This window comes from Marinitoga sp. 1138 (assembly GCF_013363265.1).
GTDB classification, from domain to species: Bacteria; Thermotogota; Thermotogae; order Petrotogales; family Petrotogaceae; genus Marinitoga; species Marinitoga piezophila.
In genome coordinates this window covers 170,255-193,872 of record NZ_LBFA01000001.1, presented here as the reverse complement: position 1 = coordinate 193,872, position 23,618 = coordinate 170,255, and the positions used below count along the sequence as shown (strand labels likewise).

Below are 23,618 nucleotides of genomic sequence, written 5' to 3'. Positions count from 1 at the left end.
AATTAATCCCGCTTTTTGCGGGATTTTTTTATTGTTATCAATATTTTTATGATATAATGATTAGGATAACTAATTATCAGGGAGGTTTTTGAATGATTACATTATCCATATTGGCAGGATTTTTTATTTTGATTTTAGCAATAAAATTTACCAAAAGTATTCATTGGGGAATATTTGCTGCTTTGATTTCTACTGCAATAATCTCTGCAAAGTTTCCTATGACTGCAACAGCTTTTTTGATAACATTAAAAGACCAAAAGTTTTATGAAATAATTATAACTATATATAGTATCTATTTAATAGCTGATACTTTTAAATCTTCTGGAAACTCACAAAAGTTTTCCAATAGTATAAAAAATATTTTTAATGCTAAACAGGCTTCTGCTTTAATGCCCATGTTTTTAGGCTTTTTGCCTATGCCAGGTGGTGCAATGTTCACTGCACCAATGGTAAGAGATATTTCTGATGAAAGTGAGTTGGATCATCTAACTGCTGCTTCTATGAATTATTGGTTTAGACATTCTATGGAATTTTTCTGGATATTATATCCGGCTCTTGTTCTTGAAGCAATATTTACAAAAACTGATCTGGTTAAAATTTTATTTTTGCAATTACCAATTGGTATTTTTGCAATTGTAAGCGCCTGGTTTTATTTTGGACTTGGTAAAATACATATTAATTATAGTAAAAAAGATATGATAACTTTTATTGACTCTTTAATACCAATTATCGCTATAATTATTGGAGTTTTATTAAAGATAGAAGGTTGGTTAGTTGTATTTACTGTTGCAGTTTTATACGCAATTTTTACCAAGAATTATAAAAATCTTTTTAAATTGAAATATTCTATTTTTCTTTTATTATTTTTGGTTTTCTGGTATAAAAATTTTATTAGTGCTTCTAATCTTTCTGTTATGTTTACTGAAGAACTTAAAAATTTTGGAATTAATCCCTGGATAATTATAATTTTTTCTCCATTTATTCTTGGATTGATTACGGGAATAACTCAAGCAGCTTTTTCTATTACAATACCTCTTACACTAAGTCTTGCAACCTCTGGGGCATTTCCGTTATTAGCAGCTGCAGTAACTAATTATTATTTTGCAATAATAGGAGTTTTGCTTTCACCTGTACACTTATGTTTATTATTAACTTCTAATTTTTTTGGTGTTAAGATGTCTTCAATGCTAAAAAATTTGATTATTCCTTTTATTTTTTCTTTTGTTGGTTATTTAATGATTTTATTATATCTTTTATATTTTTGAGTTGATTACAGAAATAATATATGTGGTATAATTTAGTGTGAGGTGAAAATATGAATTATATATATGTGAAAGGTGCCAAAGAACATAACTTAAAAAATATAGATGTAAAAATCCCTAAAAATAAATTAGTGGTTATTGCAGGACTTTCTGGTTCTGGAAAATCTACACTTGCAATGGATACAATATATGCCGAAGGTCAGAGAAGATATTTGGAATCTGTTTCTTCATATGCAAGACAATTTCTTGGCGAATTAAAAAGACCAAATGTCGAACAAATAATAGGACTTTCACCTGCAATTGCAATAGAACAAAAATCTGTATCCCACAATCCACGTTCTACCGTTGGTACAGTTACAGAAATATATGATTATATGAGGGTTTTATTTGCCAGAATTGGAAAAGCATATTGTCCAAAATGTAAAATTCCTGTTGAAAAATCTTCAATTGATGAAATTATTGAAAGAGTGTATGACCAATTTGATGAAAATTCAAGGTTATACGTTTTTGCACCTATTGCAAAAGAGAAAAAAGGTGAATTCAAAAAAGAATTGGAAACAATGAGAAAAAATGGATATAAGCGTGTTGAAATTGACGGTGAAATATACGATCTGGATGAAATTACATCTTTAAAGAAAAGCTATAGGCATACAATTAATTTACTTATTGATAGATTAAAGTTAAAAAAGGAGAATTTCGAAAGGTTATATGAAGCTATTGAGCTGGCTTTAAAGGAATCTGATGGATTTGTTGAAATTCGAGAATTGGATAAAGAAGGTAATGTGTTAAAAAAGAAAACATATAGCGAAAAATTGGTTTGTCCTGAATGTGGGTTTAGTTTCCCTGAAATTACTCCAAAACTTTTTTCTTTTAATAGCCCATATGGTGCATGTGAGGAATGTCATGGCCTTGGTTTTAAATTCGAATTTGAACCCACATATATCTTAGATTATGAAAAAAATATATATAATGGTGGAGTTTCTTTTGGAAAAGATACATATATGATGAAGGTAATTGAAAATGTTATAAAACATTTTAATGATGACCCTCAGAAGAAAATAAAGGATTTAAAAAAGGAAACTATTGATGGTATTTTATATGGAACAACAGAACCTATAAGATTTGAGTACAAAACTTCAAATGGTGTTTATCGTTATTATAAAGAGTTTGAAGGACTTATCAATATGTATGAGAGACGTTATAGAAATGCTGAGAATGATGAAATACGTTTATATTATCAAAAGGAATACATGGTAATGAAAACGTGTAATACCTGTCACGGAAAAAGGTTAAAAGAAGAACCTTTAAACGTTAAAATCAATGGCAAGAACATTCAAGAAATAACTGAAATGCCAATTGAAAAAGCCAAAGAATTTTTTGAAACAATATCTTTAACCAAAAAGGAGAAAGAGATTGTTGGAGAATTATTAACAGAGATAAAGAAAAGAATAGGATTTCTTGTTGATGTAGGATTGGGATATATAACTCTTTCCAGAAGTGCAAATACCTTATCAGGTGGAGAATCACAAAGAGTTAGACTTGCTACTCAAATTGGCTCAGGGCTAACTGGTGTAACATATGTACTTGATGAACCAACAATAGGTTTACATCCCAGAGATAATGACAGATTAATAGAAACTTTGAAAAAATTAAAAGAATTAGGAAATACTGTTATTATAGTTGAACATGATGAAGAAGTAATAAAATCTTCAGATTATATAGTTGATTTAGGCCCCGGCGCTGGAATTAATGGTGGAGAAGTTGTATATAGCGGGACAGTTAAAAATCTTCTTAAAAATCCTGGAAAATCCCTTACAGGACAATATATCTCGGGAAAGAAAAAAATAGAGTTAATAAAATATAAAACTAAACGTGTTGAAACAGATAAAAAAATAGAGATAATTGGAGCAGAACATAATAATTTAAAAAAAGTAAATGTAGAAATTCCTCTTGGAAAATTTATCGTGGTAACAGGTGTTTCTGGTTCTGGAAAATCCTCATTGATAATGGATACATTATATCCAGCATTATTAAAAGAGCTAAGACATTCAAAAGTAAGACCTGGAAAGTATAAAGAAATAAAAGGATTGGAATATATTGATAATGTTATCGCTATTGACCAATCTCCAATTGGAAGAACTCCAAGAAGTAATCCTGCAACTTATACAGGTGTATTTGATTTAATAAGGGATTTATTTGCTGCAACAAAAGAAGCTAGAATGAAAGGATATACAAAAAGCAGGTTTAGTTTTAATGTAAAAGGAGGAAGATGTGAAGCTTGTAAAGGTAATGGTTATTTAAAGATTGAAATGCAATTTTTGCCCGATGTTTATGTTACCTGTGATGTATGTAAAGGAAAGCGATATAATAAAGAGACGCTTACTGTAAAGTATAAAGATAAAACAATTGCTGATGTTTTAGATATGTCTGTAGAAGAAGCACTGGAATTTTTTGAGAATATTCCTCGTATTAAAAGAATACTTCAATTATTAAATGATGTTGGAGTTGGATATATAAAACTCGGACAACCAGCAACTACATTATCCGGTGGTGAAGCACAAAGAATAAAACTTACTTCAGAATTAAGAAAAAGAGACACAGGAAGAACTATATATTTTCTTGATGAACCTACTACTGGTTTGCATTTTGAAGATGTGAGAAAGTTAATTGAAGTTTTGCATAAATTGGTTGAAAAAGGAAATACTGTAATAATAATAGAACATAATCTTGATGTTATTAAAAATGCAGATTATATTATTGATCTTGGTCCTGAAGGTGGAGAAAAAGGAGGATATATTGTAGCCACAGGAACTCCAGAAGATATTATCAAAGCAAATACATATACAGGAAAATATTTAAAAAATGTGTTATAACAAAAAAAACGCCTCAGAATTATTCGAGGCGTTTTTTGTTATATTAACATTATTTTATTTCTGCAATATGTAAAAAGTTTGTTTTACTTGAGAATCCATAAGGGATTCCAGCTGTAAATATAATTTTTTCTCCTGATTTTACTAATCCTTCTTCTTTTAAAGTTTGTTTAACAATATAAAGCATGGTGTCTGTACTTACAAATTCATTTACTATCATTGGTTTTACTCCCCAAACTAATGCCAACCTATTGTATGTTTTTTCTGAATGAGTAACAGCTATTATATTTACGTTTTCTCTATATCTGGATACTGCACGAGCTGTATAACCTCTATCAGTAACAGCTACTATAGTTTTTATTCCTGAACTTACAGCAATTTCATTAGCAGCTCTTGAAATTGCATTTGTAGTTGAATCATCTTCTTCATCAAATTCATAGAACAAAGTACTATAATGATTAATATATGGTTCAGTTTCTTTAGCTATTTTATCCATAACCTTAACTGTTTCTATGGGGTATTTTCCTATTGATGTTTCGCCGGATAACATTATTGCATCTGTTCCATCTAAAATTGCATTTGCAATATCTGTTGTTTCAGCTCTTGTTGGAACTGGATTTTCTATCATTGTTTCAAGCATTTGAGTTGCTGTAATAACTGGTTTAGCCATTCTATTTGCAATTTTTATAATTCTTTTTTGTAAAACCGGAATTTTTTCAACTTCTACTTCAACTCCAAGATCTCCTCTTGCAACCATTACACCATCTGAGAGTTCAATAATTTTTTCAAGATCATTCTCTATTGCTTGCTTTGTTTCAATTTTGCTAATAATCTGTGCATCTTTTGCATTTAAGGAATTTAATATTTCTCTCATTTCAAGAACATCTTCTGGCTTTCTAACAAATGAAAGTGCAAAATAATCAACTTCATGTTTAATACCAAATTCTATATATTTTTTATCTTTTTCTGTTAACGCTGGAATTTTTATATCTGCCCCTGGTGCATTTATTCCTCTTCTATGTGTAATTGTTGCTGTATTTAAAACTTTAGTTTTTATGTTAACTCCGTCAGATTCTATAACTTCTAACTTTAATTTTCCATCATTAACTAAAATTTTATCTCCTGGTTTTACATCTTTTGGTAATCCTTTATAATTAATCGATACTTTTGTTTCATCGCCTGTAACTTCCTCTGCTGTTAATATAAATTCCTGTCCTTCTTCAAGTGTAATTTCATCTTTATAGAAATTTCCTGTTCTAATTTTTGGACCTGCAAGATCCAATAAAATCGCCACAGGTTTGTCAAATTCTTTTCTTACTTTCTTGATAGTTTCAATTCTTTTTTCATGAACTTCTGGGTTTTCATGAGATGTATTCAGTCTTAAAACATCAGCTCCAGCTTCTATTAATTTTCTTACCATTTCTTCTGATTCAGTTGCAGGCCCTATTGTTGCAACAATTCTTGTTTTTCTCATTGTCATTCTCATCACTCCTTATGATAATGTATTTGCTAATTTTACTAATTCATAATCTAACTCTTTCTTTTCACTTAATACTTTATCAATAGGAACTGCTATTAGTTTGCTTCTGTTTAAAGCAACCATAACTCCAGCTTCTCCATTAAGCAAAAACTTTACAGCTTCATAACCCATTCTTGAAGCTAATATTCTATCAAATGCAGTTGGTGACCCTCCTCTTTGAATATGACCTAAAATGGTTATTCTTGTTTCATACCCTATTTTATTTTCAAAATGTCTTGCAACTGTATATGCGCTTGCAGCACCTTCTGCAACAACAATAATACAATTTATTTTTCCTCTTTTTCTTTGTTCCCAAATTTTATCTGTTAATTGATCATAGTCAATTGGCAATTCCGGAATTATTATTCCTTCAGCACCAACTGCTATACCAGACATTAAAGCTATATATCCAGAACCTCTTCCCATTACTTCTACAATAAATGCTCTTTCATGAGAAGATGCTGTATCTTTTAATTTTTGCATTGAGTCTACAGCTGTATTTAAACATGTATCAACACCAATTGCCATATCTGTATCAGGTATATCGTTATCAATAGAAGCAGGAATTCCAACAATTGGTATTCCATGTTCTTCATATAATAATTTAGCACCTGTTAAACTTCCTTCACCACCAATTACAATTAATGCATCTATACCCAGTTCTTTTAAATTTCTTGCTGCTTCTGCTCTAATATTAGGATCTTTAAATCCCGGTACCCTCGCAGTTCTTAAAATAGTTCCGCCTTTTTCCATTATTCCTCCAACAGATGCATAAGTCAATTCAGTATATTCCTTATCAAGAATTCCTGCATAACCTTTGTAGAATCCTATTACTTCCAATCCATTTGAAGTTGCTGTTCTTGTTACAGCACGTACTGCTGCATTCATCCCCGGAGCATCTCCACCACTTGTTATAATACCTATTTTCTTAATTTGAGGCATTTTGTCTCTCCCTCCTTAAAAGTTATTAAACATGAAAATCTATGAATATATGAAATTTTTTTCAATTATCGCCGTTTATTGATATTATACCATGTTTTTTATAAAATTTCTTTTCTTTATAAAAACAAATTTTAGATGTATAATAGAATTTGAAAGAAGGTGTGAAAATGTGGAAAATTTTAAAATCTCACATTAATGACTTTGAAGCTCAAATGATAAAACAATTGCTCGAATCAAATGGAATAAATGTATTATTAAAAGCTCCTAAAGAAATTGGTATTGGGAGCGAATTTTTTGGTAATGGCACAATAATGAATCTTTATGTAAATGAAGAAGATTATAATGTTGCAAAACAAATTCTTGAAAATAGGGAGGCAGAGTAATGGAAAATTTAAAAAGAACACCTTTGTATGACGAACACGTAAGGTTAGGAGCAAAGATGGTTCCATTTGGTGGTTGGGAAATGCCAGTATGGTATTCTTCACTTAAGGAAGAACATAATGCTGTAAGAAATAACGTTGGAATTTTTGATGTTTCTCATATGGGTGAAATTGATATAAAAGGTAAAGATGCTGTTAAGTTTGTAAATTATTTAATAACCAATAATGTTGAAAAAATAAAACCAGAAGAAATCGTATATTCTCCAATGCTTAACGAAAATGGTGGAGTTATAGATGATTTATTAGCTTATAAGTATTCTGATGAACATATATTGTTGGTTGTAAATGCCTCTAACATTGAAAAAGATTATAATTGGATTGCTGAAAAAGCAAAAGATTTTGAAGTAGAAGTTAAAAATATTTCTGATAATATTGCACAAATTGCTGTTCAAGGACCAAAAGCTGAAGAAATGTTACAAGAAATTTCAGGGGTTGATTTGAAAAATATTTCATATTATAATTTCACTGAAGGAAGAATTAACGGAATTGAATGTTTAATTTCAAGAACAGGTTATACAGGCGAAGATGGTTTTGAAATTTATCTTGATAAAGAGGCAGCAGTTCCAATGTGGAGAAAATTATTGGAATTACTTCCTAAATACGATGGAAAACCAGCAGGACTTGGTGCAAGAGATACTTTAAGATTAGAAGCAACATATCTTTTATATGGAAATGACATGAATGAAGAAATAACAGCTTTAGAAGCTGGATTAAAATGGGCTGTTGACTTCGAAAAGGATTTTATTGGAAAAGAAGGTTTATTGAAGGAAAAAGAAGTTGGCATTAGAAGAAGATTAAAAGGAATAGAAATGCTTGAAAAAGGAATTCCAAGACATGGTTATAAAGTTTTTGTTGGTGATGAAGAAGTTGGATTTATTACCAGTGGAACAGTTTCTCCTACATTAAATAAGCCAATCGCATTAGCAATGTTAAATAAACCATATTATAAGAAAGATACAGAAATTGAAGTTGAAATAAGAAATAAAAGGGTTAAGGCAAAAGTAATAAAAATACCATTTTACAGAGGTAGTGTAAAAACAAGAAAATAACTTTAGGAGGGTATGAGAATGAAAAAGTATACAAAAACACATGAATGGGTAGAAGTAGAAGGCAACATTGCAACAATTGGTATAACAGCACATGCAGCAGAAGAACTTGGAGATATAACATATGTTGATTTACCAGAAGAAGGAAAAGAAATCAAAAAAGGCGAAGCTCTTTGTGCTGTTGAATCAGTAAAATCTGCAAGTGATGTTTACTCTCCTGTTTCAGGAAAAGTAATTGAAGTAAATTCAGAACTTGATGCTTCTCCTGAACTAATAAATGATGATGCAGAAAATGCTGGTTGGATTGTAAAAATGGAAATCAGTGATGAAAGCGAATTAGACGAATTATTATCTGAAGAAGAATATAAGAATTCTCTATAATTTCAGGCCCGGTTTTCCGGGTCTTTTGAAATTTTAAAAGTGAGGTGACATTGGTGAAAAAATATCCATACATTCCACATACAGAAGAAGATATTAAAGAAATGATGGAAGTTATTGGAATTAAAAATATTAAGGAATTATATTCAGATATTCCCAAACTTTTTGAAGGTGATTTAAATATTCCTGAATCAAAATCAGAAATTGAAGTAAGAAGAGAAATTATGGAATTGGCTAATAGAACAATAAATCTTGATGAATATGCAATGTTTAGGGGCGCCGGAATTTATAAACATTATATTCCTTCAGCTGTATATCAACTTGCAACCAAAAGAAATTTTTTAACTGCTTATACTCCTTATCAAGCTGAAGTTTCTCAAGGTACATTACAAGCATTATATGAATTTCAAACTGCTATTTGTGAATTAACAGGTATGGAAGTTGCAAACTCTTCAATGTATGACGGAGGAAGTGCTGTAGCAGAAGCTATTTTAATGGCTTCAAGAATAAATAAAAAATATAAAACTTTAGTAGCTTCTTCCTTACATCCTGAATATATTGAGGTTTCAAGAACATACATAGAATCACAGAATCTGGAATTAGAAACTGTAAAATATGATGAAAAAACAGGAAGAATTGATATAGAAGATTTAAAATCAAAATTAACAGAAGATATAAGTTCTGTAGTAATCTCATATCCTAATTTCTTTGGTGTTGTGGAAAATATAAAAGCTATAAAAGAAGTATTACCAGAAAAAGTATTACTTATAGTTAACGCATATCCTATTGCACTTGGATTATTAGAAGCACCCGGAAAACTTGGTGCTGATATTGTAGTTGGCGAAGGACAATCTATTGGAAATTATATGTCTTTTGGCGGTCCAACATTTGGATTTTTTGCTTCTAAAAAGCAATACATAAGACAGATGCCTGGAAGAATTATAGGTGAAACTGTAGATGCTGATGGAAATAGAGGTTTTGTTATGGTTCTTCAAACAAGAGAGCAACACATCAGAAGAGCAAAAGCCACTTCAAATATATGTTCTAACCATGCTTTAATGGCTGTTTTATCTTCCGTTTATCTAAGTGTTGTTGGAAAAGAAGGTTTAGCTGAAATCGCATATCAAAACTATCAAAAAGCACATTATCTTGCTAAAAAATTAATGGAAACAGAAAAGTTTGAACCTGTATTTGAAGGACCTTTCTTTAATGAATTTGTTTTAAAACCAAAATTCGATCTTGATGAATTTAATAAGAAATTATATGAAGAAAAATTTGTTGGTCCATTAAATCTTGGAAAATTCTATAATGAATTAAATAATTATGGTTTATTCTGCGCAACTGAATTAAATACAAAAGAAGAAATTGACTACTTGATTTCTAAGGTAGGTGAAATCGATGAAATTAATCTTTGAAAAGTCAAAAGAAGGAAGAACATCATTTTCATTGCCTAAATTAGATGTACCAGAACAAAAAATCGAAATGGAAGATGAATTAATTAGAAAAGAAAAACCAAATCTTCCACAGGTTTTTGAACTTGAAGTCGTAAGACATTACAATGATTTAGAAAGAAAGAATCATTCTGTTGATAGTGGATTTTATCCATTAGGTTCATGTACAATGAAATATAATCCTATGATTAACGAAGAAATGGCTGGATTATTTAACAACATACATCCATATATAGATGAAGAATATACTCAAGGTGCTCTTGAATTAATGTACAATCTTCAGAATTACCTTGGCGAAATCACTGGTATGGATGCTGTTACATTACAACCTGCAGCAGGTGCTCATGGTGAACTTACAGGAATGCTTATTGTAAGAAAATACATCGATGATAATGGATATACAAATAAAACAAAGGTTATTTTGCCTGACTCAGCTCACGGAACAAACCCTGCATCAGCTAAAATGGCTGGTTTTGATGTTATTGAAGTAAAATCAGGTCCTGATGGAAGGGTTGACCTTGAAGAATTTAAAGAAAAAATGGATGATACTGTAGCAGCTATCATGCTTACAAATCCAAATACTCTTGGTTTATTTGAAAAGGATATTCTTGAAATTGCAAAATTAGCTCATGAACATAATGCCCTTCTTTACTATGATGGAGCTAACTTAAATGCAATAATGGGTAAGGTTAGACCTGGAGATATGGGATTTGATATAGTTCATGTTAACCTTCATAAAACTTTCTCAACTCCACATGGAATGGGTGGACCTGGAAGCGGGCCTGTTGGAGTAAAAGCTAAATTAAAAGATTATTTGCCTAAACCAGTTGTAGACTTAAATGAAGATGGAAAATATTATTTAAACTATGATATCCCTAAAAGTATCGGAAGATTAAGAACATTCTATGGAAATTTCTCTGTAATGGTAAGAGCTTATACTTATATTCTTTCAATGGGTCATGATGGATTAAAATTCGCAAGTGAAATGGCTGTATTAAATGCAAATTATTTAAGAAAGAAATTGGAAAAAGAATTTAAAATTGCTTATGATGAAGTATGCAAACACGAATTTATCATCGATGGAACATTCTTAAAAGAATATGGAGTAAAAACTCTTGATTTTGCTAAAAGGTTGCTTGATTATGGCATTCATCCACCAACAATTTATTTCCCATTGATTGTGCATGAAGCTATGATGATTGAGCCAACAGAAACAGAATCTAAAGAAGAATTAGACCATTTTGTAGATGTTATGCATAAAATATTAGAAGAAGCAAAATCAGATGCAGAAATTCTAAAAGGTGCCCCTCGAAATACACCTGTTAGGAGATTAGATGAAAAGGTTGCTAATAAAGAGTTAAAAGTAAGATTTTAATATAAAATATAGGGAATAGTCAAATGGCTATTCCCTATATTTTATAACAACTAAATTTTTTATTTTTTATTTTTATGGTATAAGTTTATTATAAGTTTTATCTCACCTGATCCTTTATCAAGCATTTTTGCAATTTCCTGTATGCTCATTCCTTTATCATAATATTCAATTATTTTTTCTTTTAAAATTTGTTCCGGACTTTTTTCTTCTTCAATTTCTTTTTCAATTACATGTGTTTTATAATTTTTTTCAATATTTTCTCTGTTGTATCCAATTGATATTTCACGTTGCTGATAATCTATTTTTGGGATATGTTTCTCTTTCATAGGCGAAGACGGTTCCGCTAATCTTCTTTTTTCCTGTTTTATCTTTAAATTTGTTCTTTCTCTTTTTAGCTCATCTGTTTTTTTCTCAAGATCAGTAAGCATCGAAAAAGATTTCATATATGCTTCATCGGCATCTTTTATAAGTTGATCAAGAATTTCGATCTTATTATCCAGAGCCCGTAATCTCGAAGAGGTTATTTTTTGAAAACGTGCCAATAAAGTATTTGTTTGATCCTCAATGGAAGAATCAATTGTTATAGAAAAACTATTAAATTTTTTCCATAATGAAATTAATAAGGAGAGATTAATAAGAGATATAATAGATAATCCTATTAACCATATAAAAATGATTAGCGTTATCATTTTTCAACCCTTTCTAATTTTATTGTTGGAAATTCAATTTCGCCAGCATCCTTCCATAACAAATAATCTTCAGTAATTTCTGTTGGCTGAGGATATGTTTCAATAAACTCCCAATTTTTAGGTTTATAAATATATAATGTAGAATTTGCCAGATTCATTTTTTGTGAATTAAGAGAAAATTCATATTTGTTATTACCTAAATCTTTAATAAATCCAAAAATCACAGCTTTTTCATTGACATATATTGTATAATTATTATTGTTTGTAGTCAATGATGATTCTAAAGATACTAATTTGAAATCACGCCCTGTATTTTCTGTTAATTTTGATAAAAATTGTTCATATGCCTTTCTTTTTTCTTCATCAGGTTTATCATAATTTTCAATTAATCGGTTATAAGATTTTTCATCTTCAGCCTGAATTTCAACTTTAGAAAACATTACAACGCTTTTATCGTCATTTATATAATAATAATTATCGCTTTTTATTACCTTGAAATTTGTTTTCATATTTTTAACCATAAAAATATTTACAATACTTATTGCCAGTATAAATAATAAGGCTATCAAAATAAAATTATTTGAGAAACCTCTTTTCTGTTGAGCATTTGAATCTTTCATTTAAGTTACCCCCTTGAATTTTTATTTTTCATAGTATATAATACCACAAAATGTGGTAAAATAAAAAGAGTAAACGGGAAAAAAGGAGGGTTTTATGTGAGAATTTTAAGTGGTATGCGTGCAACTGGAAAATTACATCTTGGTCATGTTTTGGTGTTAGAAGATTGGAAAAGATTGCAGGATGAAGGAAATGAAACTTTCTTTTTTGTTGCAGACTGGCATGCATTGACCACTCACAAAGAAGAAAGTCATAAGATATACCAATCTACAATTGATATAGTAAGAGGATATCTTGCTGCTGGAATTGATCCAGAAAAATCTGTAATATTTGTTCAATCTGCGATTAAGGAACATGCCGAATTATATCTTTTATTAAATATGCTCGTTTCTGTTAGCAGATTGGAAAGAATACCAACTTATAAAGATTTAAAAGAAAATCTTGAAAATAGGGATTTATCAACTGCTGGATTTTTAACTTATCCAGTTTTGCAAACTGCTGATATTATTTTATATAAAGCAACAGGCGTTCCGGTTGGTGAAGATCAGGTTTATCATATTGAATTAAGTAGAGAAATTGTAAGGAGATTTAATAATTTATATAAAGAAGTATTTCCGGAGCCAGAACCAATTGTTACAAGAATACCAAAATTGCCTGGTACCGATGGTAGGAAGATGTCAAAGAGTTATGGAAACATTATAATGATAGATGAAGACCACGAATCATTGAAGAAAAAGATAATGCCAATGATGACAGATCCTGCAAGAATGAGAAGAACAGATCCTGGCACTCCAGAAAAATGCCCTGTTTGGGAATATCATAAAGCATTTACTTTAAATCAAGAAGAGCTGGATTGGGTTGTAAAAGGATGTACAACTGCTGATATTGGCTGTGTTCAATGTAAAAAATTATTATTAAAAAATATGGAAGAACGTTTAAAACCAATATGGGAAAAATACGAAAAAATTTCAGATGAAGATGTTTTAAATGTGATTCATGAAGGTAATAAAAAGGCCTCCGCTGTAGCGAAAAAAACTATGGAAGAAGTTAAGGAGGCTATGAACCTCAGGTGGTGATTATATGTTTTCCGACATAAATATTGAATTGGATATCTTTTCAGGCCCTTTTGAAGTTTTAGTTGACCTTATAAGAGAAAAAAAGATACCGGTGCGTATGCTACCGGTATCTTATATTGCTGATATATTTAACGAATATATAGAAAAAAATTATGACAATTTAAATGATATTGGTGAGTTCTTAAGAATTGCATCTTATCTAACTTTATTAAAATCAAAAGAATTATTACCAAAAGCCAATGAAGATAAAGAGTTTACACGTCAAAAAAATACATTATATAATATTATCGAGGATTATGATCAAATAAAGAAAGCTATGGAAAAACTTAAGGATAATTTTGGAAAAAATAATACTAAGAAACCCATTAGAGTTAAGGCTATGAGATTTGATAAAAAGAAAATTTATGAACAGTTAGACTTATATATGACAGATTATATACGGCTTCAGCATAAATTAGAAATATTACGTGAAGGTTTTACAGTAGAAGAAGCTATAGAAGAACTTGAAAAAATGGAAAGATTTACTTTACAAGAATTGTATATCCTTTCAAACAAAAATAGATTGAGATTTATAGTTTATTTTCTTGCATCATTGACACTTGTAAGAAATGGCATTCATTATATTAATGAAAATTACGAATTTATTCGTTCTAAAAAAGAGGTGACATTAGGTGCAGAATAAGCATCTTATCCCTATAGTTGAAGCTATGTTATTTTCAAAAAGTTCTGGCTTTTCTGTAAAAGAAATTTCAGAAAAATTGGAAATTTCAGAAGAAAAAGTCAATAGCATTTTAATTGAAATTTGGAAACATTATAATTCAGAATTTCATGGAATAGAACTGGAAATGTTTGAAGGAAAATATAGATTTACTATAAAAAGTGAAATAAAATCTATTTTAAAACCACGCCCAAGAACATTTTCTCTTACTGAATCACAATTTGAAATTCTTGCTATTTTACTTTTAAACGGTCCATCCTCTACAACAGAAATAGAAAAATCACGCGGAAAATCATCATACCATCAAATAAAAAAACTTATGGAAATGGGATTAATTGTTAAAAAAAGAAAAAACAATACAAAAAATAGATTTGTTTATGATCTTTCAGAGACTTTTTTTGAATTATTACCAGAAAAAACTATAGAAGAATTAAGAGGTGCTAAAATTGATAAAACTTCAGACATTTCTCCAGAAGATAGGTGAAGGTTCTCGAAGAAAAGTTGGAGAAATGATTATCTCGGGAAAGGTAAAAGTAAATGGAAAAACTATCAAAGAACCCTGGTTTTTGCTTTCAGATAAAGATATTATTGAAATAAATAATAAAAAAATATATGTCAGAGAAAAAATAAACGATATAGATAATTATGTATATTATTTATTGCATAAACCTATAGGATATTTATCCTCTCTTTCCGATGATAGAGGAAGAAAAACTATTACTGATCTAATAAAAGGAAAAATACCTGAAAAGGTTTTTCATGTAGGAAGATTGGACTATAATACTTCCGGATTAATGCTCCTTACTAATGACGGAGAATTAGCTAATTTACTTTTACACCCCAAAAAAAAGATTTATAAAACATACAAAGTATTAATTAATAAACATATAAAAAACGAAGATATTGAAAAACTTAAAAATGGGGTAATTATAGAAAATTATAAAACTCAACCTGCCAAAATTGAAAAAATTAGAAAAAAAGGAAAATATTCAGAAGTAATTATTAGTATCCATGAAGGAAAAAAAAGACAGGTAAGATTAATGTTTAAAGTATTAGGATATAATGTACTAAAACTTAAAAGAATTAAGTTTGGTCCTTGGACTGTAAATGAAGTTCCTAATCCCGGAGATATAAAAAAAATTGATAATAAAGATATAAAAAAATTAAAAGATTATTTACAAATGAGAACGAAAAAAGATTAATAATAAATTTTAATTTCGTTTAAATAAAGTAGTTGACTAAAATCAATGTATATGATAAAATATTATGGAAATTAAATATGCTGGAGAGGTGGCCGAGCGGTCGAAGGCGCACGCCTGGAGAGCGTGTGACGGGCACAACCCGTCCGTGGGTTCAAATCCCACCCTCTCCGCCATAATATAAAAAATAGGAGCTTAAGCTCCTATTTTTTATATTAATATCTCCTATATAAGTTCACAACTTTTCCAATTATTTTCCATCTTAAATCTGGAGTTAAAATAATTGGTTCATACTTCGGATTTAAACTATATAACATTATAGTTCCATCAAATGTTTTCCTGAATACTTTAACCAATGCGTCTTCGCCATCATTTAATAATGCTATTACCCTATTTCCTGAATCTATATACGATTCCGGATCAACTATTACGTAGTCACCTTCTTTTATTTCTGGTTCCATACTATCCCCAACAACTTCAACTGCAAATGTTCCTTTCCAACCTTTTGGTATATAAATTTCATCAATTGGATAATCTACTGGTTGTGCTGCACCACTCACTCCTGCAGCAACTTTTTCATATACAGGAATTTTTTTCATTTCCACTCTTACATAAGTGTCATTACCTGATATATTATCCAATCCTAGCAAATAATCTGTGCTTACATCAAAATATTTTGCCAATTCTATAATTACTTCAGCTGAAGGCTTGTTAATACCTGCTTCAATTCTATATACACTATTTCCCGCTATTCCGATAATAGCTCCAAGTTTTTCTCTTGATATTCCTTTTCTTTCCCTTAATTTTTTTATTCTTTCTCCAATTTCATTCTTCAATTTATTCACCTCACTTTTTTTATATCACTTATATTATACACCATTTTCTACCTTATAGTAGAGTTGTAACATTAAAGTTACTCTTTCTTAATTGTATTAATGAAAAAAATATAGTAATATATAAATGTATTGATTATGATGTAGTAATTAAAAAGTATAAAAATACTAAAAGGAGGAAATAATATGATAAAAAGTGGTGAATTAGTAAAATGGTATGAAGAAAAAAAGCATTATTTTAAAAAATTCTTTATTAATCCAGATAATAATAAGTTTTACCTCGAATTAATTGGTCTGGAAAATGCTATCACAGAAAAAGATTTAACTTCTATTAATTCAATTGAAGAATTAGAAAGATATATTAAATATATTTTCGATATAGAAATTAAAAATATTTTTAAAAATAAAAACAAACAACCTCTTTCAGCATAAACGTAAAAAAAGCGGCTTTAAAAGCCGCCTTTATCTTATTGTGGATATTTTACAAAACCTATTAAATAATGTTGATATGGCATTATAGGATTATATGGAATAACTCTTACATTCCAGCCATACTGCCCTCTTTCATCTATTTCAAATTCACCTTCATACAAATATGTATCTTTATTTACTTCTTTTTTCAACTTCATATCAAACGATTTTAATGTAACTATTTTGTTGTCTTCCAATTTTGCTACAACAATTTGTGTAAGTACAGAATCCGGCCCAATTCCCGGTAAATAAACTTCTGCTTTTACTTCTATTTTTCCACCAGTTGAATATTCAATGTCTTCAGTTACATTTGAAAGAACTTTTATTCTAATATTTCCCCAGTTTTTCTCCAATATTTCTACCCAAGCAGAGAATTTCTTAGCTATTTCAAAATTATCTTTTACAAACTTTTCTCCTAATTCCGCTGCAGTCATATATAATTTTTGTGTATATTCTTTGAGCATTCTATGTGTATTAAAGAATGATGTAACTGATTTTATAGATTCTTTCATTATTTTTATCCATTCTCTTGAAACTCCCAATTCTTCATTATGGTCATAATAAAGAGGTACAATTTCTTTTTCAAGAGTATTATACATTGATGAACTATCTATTCTATCCTGTAATTCAAGGTCTGTGTAATCTCTTTCATCACCTATAGCCCATCCATTTTTTCCATTATAACCTTCAACCCACCAACCATCAAGAACACTAAAGTTCGGAGAACCGTTCATACCAGCTTTTTGACCACTTGTTCCACTTGCTTCTCTTGGTCTTCGTGGATTATTAAGCCATACATCAACACCGGCTACTAAATGCCTTGCAACATTCATATCATAATTTTCAATAAATACTATTTTATCTTTAAATTCAGGCATTCTTGAAATTTCGTAAATTCTTTTTATTAATTCCTGACCTGGTCTATCTGCCGGATGTGCTTTACCCGCAAAAATCAATTGAACAGGTCTTTCTGGATTATTTAAAATTTTACTGAGCCTTTCAAGGTCTTTAAAAATTAATGTAGCTCTTTTATATGTTGCAAATCTTCTTGCAAAACCTATTGTTAAAGCCTTTGGATTAAGAATATTTTCTATTTCTTCAAGTTGTTCTACTGTTTCACCATGTCTCATTCTTTGTTCTTTAGTTCTTTGATGTACAAATTCAATTAATTTTTTCTTTAAAGATTTTCTTACATTCCATAATTCTTCATCTGGAATCTCATCAATTTTTTTCCATAAATCAGGATCATCAATCTTTTCATGCCAGTCTTTTCCAAGATAATGAGCAAATAAATCCTGTAATTCTTTGGAAATCCATGTTGTTGCATGAACACCATTTGTTACATGTGTAATTGGAACCTCAACTGCTTCAAGTCCTTTCCATATGTCTTTTGCTAAATCTCGTGATACTTCACCATGTAATTTACTTACTCCGTTTGCTCTTGAGGATAAATTTAAAGCTAATGTTGTCATTGAAAATAATTCAGAACCATCAGCCCTTATTTCAGCTCCTAAGTCAAGAAATTCCCTTCTTGATGCTTTAAGTTGTGGCCAATAATCTTTGAAATATTTATCCATTAAATGAAAAGGAAATGCATCATGACCTGCTGGAACAGGAGTATGTGTTGTAAATACCGCACCAGCTTTTGCTGCTTGAACTGCTTCTCTAAATGTTAAACCGTGTTCCTGAACAAATTCTCTAATTCTTTCTAAACCTAAAAATGCAGAATGACCTTCATTCATATGCCATACCGATGGGTTATATCCAAGAGTTCTTAATGCTCTAACTCCTCCAATACCCAAAAGCATTTCCTGCCTTATTCGCATTTCCTGATCCCCGCCATATAATTGGTAGGTAATCATTCTATCTTCAGGATCATTTTGCGGAATATCTGTATCAAGATAAATTAAATTTATTCTTCCAACGGATAATTTCCATATCTTCGCATAAACTTTTCTATTATCCATTTCTACTGTTATATAAATTTCATTTCCTTCATCATCTTTTACTGGAACTACAGGAAAATTATCAAAATCATAAGGATTAAAAATAGCTTCCTGCCAGCCTTCAGAATTAATCCTTTGTTCAAAGTATCCCTGTTTATACAAAAGTCCAACAGCAACCAATGGAATTCCCAAATCACTTGCTGATTTTAAATGATCACCAGCTAATACACCTAATCCTCCAGAATAATTTGGAAATGATTCATGTAATCCATATTCAGCACAAAAATATGCAAATTCTCCACCTTTATATTGTTTATGTGTGGATTTAAACCATGTATTTTCAGCTTTCATATAATTTTCAAATTTTTCCACTACCTGAGAGTATAAACTCAATATAGCCTGATTTTGCGCTGCCTCGTTCAATTTTTTCTGGCTTACCTTTTTTAAAAATGCAACAGGATTTCTATTTACTTCAACCCATAAATCTTCATCAATTCTTTCAAAAATCTCCTGTGCATCATAATTCCAGGTCCACCAGAGATTTCTACTTAATTCTGGTAATTTTTTTAAATTTTCAGGCACTTTTGGTAATACATTTATCCTTGAAATAAATTCCATGGAAAGGCCTCCCTCCAATTTTTAATTTTAACAATACATATTATACCAAAAAAAGGTGTCTCAATTCAATATCTAAAGAAAAATTAAAATAATCAGGTTTATTTACTGTTTTTCAACTTTAAAAACGCAAAATTTTCTATATGAAAAGTATTTGGGAACATATCGAAAGGCTTTATTTTTTCTATATTATAGAATTCTTGCATTTTTGATAGATCTCTTGCCAGAGTGCTTGGATCACAGGATAAATAAAAGATATATTTAGGTTTCAATTCTGTTATCTTTGTTAAGATTTTCTTACTCAATCCACTTCTTGGCGGATCAAGAATGATTAAATCCAATTTTTTATCATAATTTTCTATAAATTTTTCCACATCTTCTTTTACGAAACTAACATTTTTTATGTTATTTATATTCGCATTTGCTTTGGCAGCTTTTACAGACACATTATTACTTTCAACACCTGTAATGTGTTTTAATAGTGGGGCAAGATATATTGAAAATAGTCCAACTCCAGAATATAAATCTAATGCTGTTCCAGAAATTTTTTCAGATTTTACTATTTCAACAAACTCCTCTAAAATTTTCTTCGTTATAAAATAATTATTTTGAAAGAATGCTGTTGGTGGAATTTGATATTCAAAACCATCAAAATCCTCTTTTATTACTCCTTCACCTCTTAATGTTTTATATGGTCCTCTTAAAACAACAGAATCAGAACCATTCATGACATGGATAAAAGAATCTGCTTTTATATTTTTTAATATTAATTCCTTAAACTTCTTATAATTAGAAATGTATTCTGTTTTTGTTATAAAGATAGCCATAATCTCATTTTTTGAAAATGATTTTCTTAATACAAGATGTTTAAATTCACCTTTTTTTCTTTTTGGATTGTATATCTTCATATCCAGAGCTTCAAATATTTTTTTTACCTCTGTAATTATTCTATTAAATTCTTTTGGAGCTAATAAACAATTTTTTATATCTATAATTTCATTACTATTTCGTTGTTTTAATCCTAATTTTACTTCACCATTTTTATAAGCAAATGCAAATTCCATTTTGCTTCTATAATGGTTTATTTCATCAGATGGCACTACATTTTCTACAAGAGATTCATCGATTTTACCAATTCTTTTCATTTGTTCTTTTACAATGCTTTTTTTTATTTCCAATTGTTTTGAATAATCCATATCCAATAATTGACAACCACCACATTCATAAAAATGCGGACATACCGGTCTATTCCTATATGGTGCCTTTTCAAGATATTCAACAACTTCTGCAAAATACACATCTTTTTTATTATATTTTGTTTTTATCCTTACAAACTCACCAGGATATGCATGTTCAACCATATAAATTTTATTGTCATATCTGGCAAACCCATATCCTCCATATACCATTTTTTCTATAACAAGATCAATATAATCCATATCTCTCACCTCATTTTTATTTTTTATATTTAAATTATTATTTTTATTTCATTTTTACGCCTTTTTTTGATAAAATATAGTAGGTAGTTTATTGAGAATAAGTTTTGATATTCTACTATAATAAAATTTTATACTAATATATGCACCAGCTCCAATTAACGGCCAAAGATATCTGAATATTACTACATTAAAAAAAGATTTATACATAAAATAGGAAGACGCCACTGGTACGAGAAAAAATAAAATGTGGAGTATTTTCTTTTTTTTATCAACTACCAACCCCAAAACCGGCGGAAGTAAAAATGTGGTAAAAAATATCATTCCAAAAAGATCATTTATCATTAAAATTAAAAAACCCGTAGTTATTACAGAAATAATAAAATATTTCATATCCGTCAATTCATATACCAATACAAGCGGAATTAAACTAAAAAAAGAAATTAAAATACCAAATACAGGTATAAACATTTGAGCTGAAAATAATAATACCGCCAAAACGCTTAGTATAGCTGAGTAACTTATACTTTTCCCCATTTTAATACCTCTCTTTCTAAATATATATTATGAAATTATTAATAAAACAAAATAAGATAGGAGGAACATTATGGAAAAAACAAGAGTTCAAAACTTCGAAAAAATTATACGCGATATATGTTTCAAAGTTAAAGTTGAAGGAAGAAAAATTATAAAAAACAGTGATATTTCCCCTGCACAATTTGATTTACTCCAAATTTTATATTTCAGAGGTCCAAAAAGAGTCACAGATATCAGCCTTATTTTAGGAATTACTAAAAGTACTACAACAGGTCTTATTAATAGATTAGAAGCTTCTGGCTATTTAGAAAAAGTAAAAGATAAAAGAGATAAAAGAGTTACTACAATAACTATAACAGAAAAAGGTAAAAATGTTATTGATGAGGTTATAAAAGCTCGTGTTGAATTTATGCAAAAGGTTTTAGATAAAATGAAAAAACCAGAAGAAGTTATGGATCGTCTCGAGTGTCTTGATAAAATGATAAATGAGGTGAGGGAAAATGAAAAAGAATAAAATATTCCTGCTTTTATTTTTTATTGTCTTTAGTATATTATCCTTTTCATATCAATTAAAAATTTTTGCTCCAAAAGGTGCTTTAATCTATATCGATGGTCAGTATATTAAAGCTGTAAAAAATACTTTTGAATCCATCGATATTTCATCTGGAACTCATACAGTTACTATAAAAAAGTTTGGATATGAAGATTACATCAAAACCATGGATATTTCTTCTGATACCGAACTTAGGGTCTCTTTAATTCCTCTTGCCTCATTAAAAATTATATCAAATATTGAGCAATTTTATGTACAATATAACAATAAAAAATTCCTGGTAAATAATCATGATACGATAACAGTTCCAGTTAATATTAAAGATTTTTATTTTACTTTTGACAATTATAAACCTCAAAAATTACAAATTGACTTAAAACCTTTCGAAACCAGAGAATTATATTTAACCTTTATACCTGAAGGCATGATAAAAATAACTTCCAATCCAACATCAATATTATATATTAACAATGTAAAGATTGGTGAAACACCTTATTCTACAGTTTTAAATAAAGGAGTAAACTATAAACTAAAATTTGAGCGTAAAGATTATATCACTATTGAAAAAAACATTAATATTACTGAAAAAGTTAAAGATATATCTGTTCAATTAAAAAAGGGAATTAATTTATATGTGGACTCTTCACCAAGAAATGCTCTTGTTGTTATTAATAATAAAAAATACGGATATACACCTGGTAATTTCGTAGTCCCAGAAGGAACATTAAATATTGTAGTTTCTAAAATTGGATATATTTCAAAAAGACTAACCATAAACCTTGATAAAAAAACAAAATCCAAACAGTTATTTTTCGAATTATACGAAAATAGCAGAACTGTATTCTTTAAGGATGTCAAAAATTTAGAATTTTATCTTGATGGAAAATATATTGGCAAAGAAGTTGAGGAATTAGAATTAGATGGGATGCCGCATATTATAGAAATTGTATCTAAAAACGATAAAAATCTCTTTTTTAGATATATTATACATAAAGACGATCCAAAACAAATTGTTTTAAATCCAAAATTATATACATCTATAGAAGTTTTATCTTCAATTGATAAAGTCTTAACCTACATAGGTGATAAATTCGCATTTACTCCTTCAACAATATTGATAGATACAATGCAGGAAACCAAAAAAATTGATATTTATTATTTAAACGCAAAAAAAATGACAACTATTAGAAAAAATAGATCACAAACTGTATTTTTAACAGAAGATAAAAATGTTGGGGCGCTTTCATTATTTACAACATCTTCCAGAGCTTTAATATATATAGACGGAAATTATGAAAATACTGGATATCTAATAGGAAAAGTTTTAAAAACTGGAACACATAACATCACTTTTAAATTTCCTGATGGAAATATATATAATATAGATGTTTCTATTTCACAATATAATCATAAGGTTGTTTTCTTCTCGAGAGCAAATCTTGTACCCGTAAAAATATACAATAGAAAAGGATATGATTTATTTGTTGATGATGTAAAATATACAGGTTCAGAAGTAAATTTAAGGTTGGAATACGGTGTCCATAAAATTGCATTATATAAAGGAAATTTAAAAATCAAAGAAAAATACATTTATTTCACCGACGAAGGAAAATTTATTAACGTCGATAATTGGTATTAAGGGGG

22 protein-coding genes and 1 tRNA gene are annotated in these 23,618 nt (G+C 29.2%); 15 read left to right on the top strand and 8 right to left on the bottom strand.

The features are described 5' to 3' along the window. The first annotated feature begins 92 nt into the window (after window positions 1–92). On the top strand, window positions 93–1,265 hold the full coding sequence (locus XO11_RS01095; protein ID WP_175418015.1) for a DUF401 family protein: 1,173 nt from the start codon (window positions 93–95) through the stop codon (window positions 1,263–1,265). A gap of 50 nt (window positions 1,266–1,315) precedes the next feature. Beyond that, window positions 1,316–4,135: an excinuclease ABC subunit UvrA gene (uvrA, locus tag XO11_RS01090; protein ID WP_014295675.1), complete on the top strand. Its 2,820-nt coding sequence runs from the start codon at window positions 1,316–1,318 to the stop codon at window positions 4,133–4,135. Between the two features lie 49 nt (window positions 4,136–4,184). Here uvrA and pyk read toward each other — a convergent pair whose 3' ends face one another. Together pyk and pfkA are read right to left on the bottom strand one after the other, a co-directional pair. Continuing rightward, a complete protein-coding gene (pyk, locus tag XO11_RS01085; protein ID WP_014295674.1) occupies window positions 4,185–5,612 on the bottom strand; it encodes a pyruvate kinase in 1,428 nt (475 codons plus the stop codon). A 12-nt stretch (window positions 5,613–5,624) separates the two neighbouring features. After that, window positions 5,625–6,584 carry a 6-phosphofructokinase gene (gene pfkA / locus XO11_RS01080; protein ID WP_041638685.1) on the bottom strand — a complete coding sequence of 320 codons (960 nt, stop codon included), beginning with the start codon at window positions 6,582–6,584 and terminating at the stop codon, window positions 5,625–5,627. Between the two features lie 176 nt (window positions 6,585–6,760). Here pfkA and XO11_RS01075 point away from each other — a divergent pair, with 176 nt between their 5' ends. From XO11_RS01075 to gcvPB, 5 genes are read left to right on the top strand one after another with little or no spacing between them, the layout of a single operon-like run. Then, entirely contained in the window at window positions 6,761–6,976 is a 216-nt protein-coding gene (locus XO11_RS01075) for a DUF2007 domain-containing protein (protein WP_014295672.1), read from the top strand. Continuing rightward, window positions 6,976–8,082 carry a glycine cleavage system aminomethyltransferase GcvT gene (gcvT, locus tag XO11_RS01070; RefSeq protein ID WP_075780116.1) on the top strand — a complete coding sequence of 369 codons (1,107 nt, stop codon included), beginning with the start codon at window positions 6,976–6,978 and terminating at the stop codon, window positions 8,080–8,082. Before XO11_RS01075 ends, gcvT begins: the two co-directional genes overlap by 1 nt. A gap of 12 nt (window positions 8,083–8,094) precedes the next feature. Next, window positions 8,095–8,460, top strand: a complete 366-nt coding sequence (gene gcvH, locus XO11_RS01065) for a glycine cleavage system protein GcvH (RefSeq protein WP_171814206.1) — start codon at window positions 8,095–8,097, stop codon at window positions 8,458–8,460. Between the two features lie 53 nt (window positions 8,461–8,513). Beyond that, window positions 8,514–9,872, top strand: coding sequence for an aminomethyl-transferring glycine dehydrogenase subunit GcvPA (gcvPA, locus tag XO11_RS01060; protein ID WP_014295669.1), 1,359 nt, complete (start codon window positions 8,514–8,516; stop codon window positions 9,870–9,872). Continuing rightward, window positions 9,856–11,283, top strand: a complete 1,428-nt coding sequence (gene gcvPB / locus XO11_RS01055) for an aminomethyl-transferring glycine dehydrogenase subunit GcvPB (RefSeq protein ID WP_014295668.1) — start codon at window positions 9,856–9,858, stop codon at window positions 11,281–11,283. The genes gcvPA and gcvPB overlap by 17 nt, the downstream gene beginning before the upstream one ends. Window positions 11,284–11,342: 59 nt before the next feature. Here gcvPB and XO11_RS01050 read toward each other — a convergent pair whose 3' ends face one another. After that, window positions 11,343–11,972, bottom strand: a complete 630-nt coding sequence (locus tag XO11_RS01050) for a hypothetical protein (RefSeq protein WP_175418014.1) — start codon at window positions 11,970–11,972, stop codon at window positions 11,343–11,345. Further along, window positions 11,969–12,592 carry a DUF4897 domain-containing protein gene (locus tag XO11_RS01045; RefSeq protein ID WP_014295666.1) on the bottom strand — a complete coding sequence of 208 codons (624 nt, stop codon included), beginning with the start codon at window positions 12,590–12,592 and terminating at the stop codon, window positions 11,969–11,971. The genes XO11_RS01050 and XO11_RS01045 overlap by 4 nt, the downstream gene beginning before the upstream one ends. A 96-nt stretch (window positions 12,593–12,688) precedes the next feature. Between XO11_RS01045 and trpS the strand changes: the two genes are divergently transcribed. From trpS to XO11_RS01020, 5 genes are all read left to right on the top strand, one after another. Further along, on the top strand, window positions 12,689–13,666 hold the full coding sequence (gene trpS, locus XO11_RS01040) for a tryptophan--tRNA ligase (RefSeq protein WP_014295665.1): 978 nt from the start codon (window positions 12,689–12,691) through the stop codon (window positions 13,664–13,666). A 4-nt stretch (window positions 13,667–13,670) separates the two neighbouring features. Next, complete coding sequence (locus XO11_RS01035) at window positions 13,671–14,348, top strand: ScpA family protein (protein WP_014295664.1); 678 nt, start codon at window positions 13,671–13,673, stop codon at window positions 14,346–14,348. Next, window positions 14,338–14,868 carry an SMC-Scp complex subunit ScpB gene (locus XO11_RS01030; RefSeq protein ID WP_014295663.1) on the top strand — a complete coding sequence of 177 codons (531 nt, stop codon included), beginning with the start codon at window positions 14,338–14,340 and terminating at the stop codon, window positions 14,866–14,868. Before XO11_RS01035 ends, XO11_RS01030 begins: the two co-directional genes overlap by 11 nt. Next, window positions 14,831–15,586, top strand: coding sequence for a pseudouridine synthase (locus tag XO11_RS01025; protein WP_014295662.1), 756 nt, complete (start codon window positions 14,831–14,833; stop codon window positions 15,584–15,586). The genes XO11_RS01030 and XO11_RS01025 overlap by 38 nt, the downstream gene beginning before the upstream one ends. Before the next feature lie 82 nt (window positions 15,587–15,668). Further along, window positions 15,669–15,759 (top strand) — tRNA-Ser (locus XO11_RS01020). Between the two features lie 39 nt (window positions 15,760–15,798). Here XO11_RS01020 and XO11_RS01015 read toward each other — a convergent pair. Further along, window positions 15,799–16,419, bottom strand: coding sequence for a LexA family transcriptional regulator (locus XO11_RS01015; protein WP_014295661.1), 621 nt, complete (start codon window positions 16,417–16,419; stop codon window positions 15,799–15,801). A gap of 183 nt (window positions 16,420–16,602) precedes the next feature. Here XO11_RS01015 and XO11_RS01010 point away from each other — a divergent pair, with 183 nt between their 5' ends. Then, the gene (locus XO11_RS01010) at window positions 16,603–16,848 is read left to right on the top strand and encodes a hypothetical protein (protein WP_014295660.1); all 246 of its coding nucleotides are present in this window, start codon (window positions 16,603–16,605) and stop codon (window positions 16,846–16,848) included. A gap of 35 nt (window positions 16,849–16,883) precedes the next feature. Here XO11_RS01010 and glgP read toward each other — a convergent pair whose 3' ends face one another. The 3 genes from glgP to XO11_RS00995 form a co-directional block, all read right to left on the bottom strand. Beyond that, complete coding sequence (glgP, locus tag XO11_RS01005; protein ID WP_014295659.1) at window positions 16,884–19,451, bottom strand: alpha-glucan family phosphorylase; 2,568 nt, start codon at window positions 19,449–19,451, stop codon at window positions 16,884–16,886. A 98-nt stretch (window positions 19,452–19,549) separates the two neighbouring features. Continuing rightward, window positions 19,550–20,887 (bottom strand): 23S rRNA (uracil(1939)-C(5))-methyltransferase RlmD, encoded by a 1,338-nt coding sequence (gene rlmD, locus XO11_RS01000; protein WP_014295658.1) that lies wholly within the window; start codon window positions 20,885–20,887, stop codon window positions 19,550–19,552. 54 nt (window positions 20,888–20,941) lie between these two features. Next, on the bottom strand, window positions 20,942–21,421 hold the full coding sequence (locus tag XO11_RS00995) for a DUF2232 domain-containing protein (RefSeq protein ID WP_014295657.1): 480 nt from the start codon (window positions 21,419–21,421) through the stop codon (window positions 20,942–20,944). Window positions 21,422–21,491: 70 nt separating this feature from the next. Between XO11_RS00995 and XO11_RS00990 the strand changes: the two genes are divergently transcribed. Both XO11_RS00990 and XO11_RS00985 read left to right on the top strand, forming a co-directional pair. Next, window positions 21,492–21,935: a MarR family winged helix-turn-helix transcriptional regulator gene (locus XO11_RS00990; RefSeq protein ID WP_014295656.1), complete on the top strand. Its 444-nt coding sequence runs from the start codon at window positions 21,492–21,494 to the stop codon at window positions 21,933–21,935. Further along, the gene (locus XO11_RS00985; RefSeq protein WP_014295655.1) at window positions 21,922–23,613 is read left to right on the top strand and encodes a PEGA domain-containing protein; all 1,692 of its coding nucleotides are present in this window, start codon (window positions 21,922–21,924) and stop codon (window positions 23,611–23,613) included. Before XO11_RS00990 ends, XO11_RS00985 begins: the two co-directional genes overlap by 14 nt. Window positions 23,614–23,618: the final 5 nt, after the last annotated feature.

Excerpts from the sequence above, each read along its gene's own strand:
- XO11_RS00985 (WP_014295655.1), top strand. The coding sequence starts at position 21,922 with ATGAAAAAGAATAAAATATTCCTGCTTTTATTTTTTATTGTCTTTAGT.
- XO11_RS00990 (WP_014295656.1), top strand. The coding sequence starts at position 21,492 with ATGGAAAAAACAAGAGTTCAAAACTTCGAAAAAATTATACGCGATATA.
- XO11_RS01010 (WP_014295660.1), top strand. The coding sequence starts at position 16,603 with ATGATAAAAAGTGGTGAATTAGTAAAATGGTATGAAGAAAAAAAGCAT.
- gcvT (WP_075780116.1), top strand. The coding sequence starts at position 6,976 with ATGGAAAATTTAAAAAGAACACCTTTGTATGACGAACACGTAAGGTTA.
- pyk (WP_014295674.1), bottom strand. The coding sequence starts at position 5,612 with ATGACAATGAGAAAAACAAGAATTGTTGCAACAATAGGGCCTGCAACT.
- gcvH (WP_171814206.1), top strand. The coding sequence starts at position 8,095 with ATGAGAATGAAAAAGTATACAAAAACACATGAATGGGTAGAAGTAGAA.
- XO11_RS01035 (WP_014295664.1), top strand. The coding sequence starts at position 13,671 with ATGTTTTCCGACATAAATATTGAATTGGATATCTTTTCAGGCCCTTTT.
- XO11_RS01075 (WP_014295672.1), top strand. The coding sequence starts at position 6,761 with ATGTGGAAAATTTTAAAATCTCACATTAATGACTTTGAAGCTCAAATG.
- gcvPB (WP_014295668.1), top strand. The coding sequence starts at position 9,856 with ATGAAATTAATCTTTGAAAAGTCAAAAGAAGGAAGAACATCATTTTCA.
- XO11_RS01095 (WP_175418015.1), top strand. The coding sequence starts at position 93 with ATGATTACATTATCCATATTGGCAGGATTTTTTATTTTGATTTTAGCA.
- glgP (WP_014295659.1), bottom strand. The coding sequence starts at position 19,451 with ATGGAATTTATTTCAAGGATAAATGTATTACCAAAAGTGCCTGAAAAT.
- rlmD (WP_014295658.1), bottom strand. The coding sequence starts at position 20,887 with ATGGATTATATTGATCTTGTTATAGAAAAAATGGTATATGGAGGATAT.
- uvrA (WP_014295675.1), top strand. The coding sequence starts at position 1,316 with ATGAATTATATATATGTGAAAGGTGCCAAAGAACATAACTTAAAAAAT.
- XO11_RS01045 (WP_014295666.1), bottom strand. The coding sequence starts at position 12,592 with ATGAAAGATTCAAATGCTCAACAGAAAAGAGGTTTCTCAAATAATTTT.
- XO11_RS01050 (WP_175418014.1), bottom strand. The coding sequence starts at position 11,972 with ATGATAACGCTAATCATTTTTATATGGTTAATAGGATTATCTATTATA.
- XO11_RS00995 (WP_014295657.1), bottom strand. The coding sequence starts at position 21,421 with ATGGGGAAAAGTATAAGTTACTCAGCTATACTAAGCGTTTTGGCGGTA.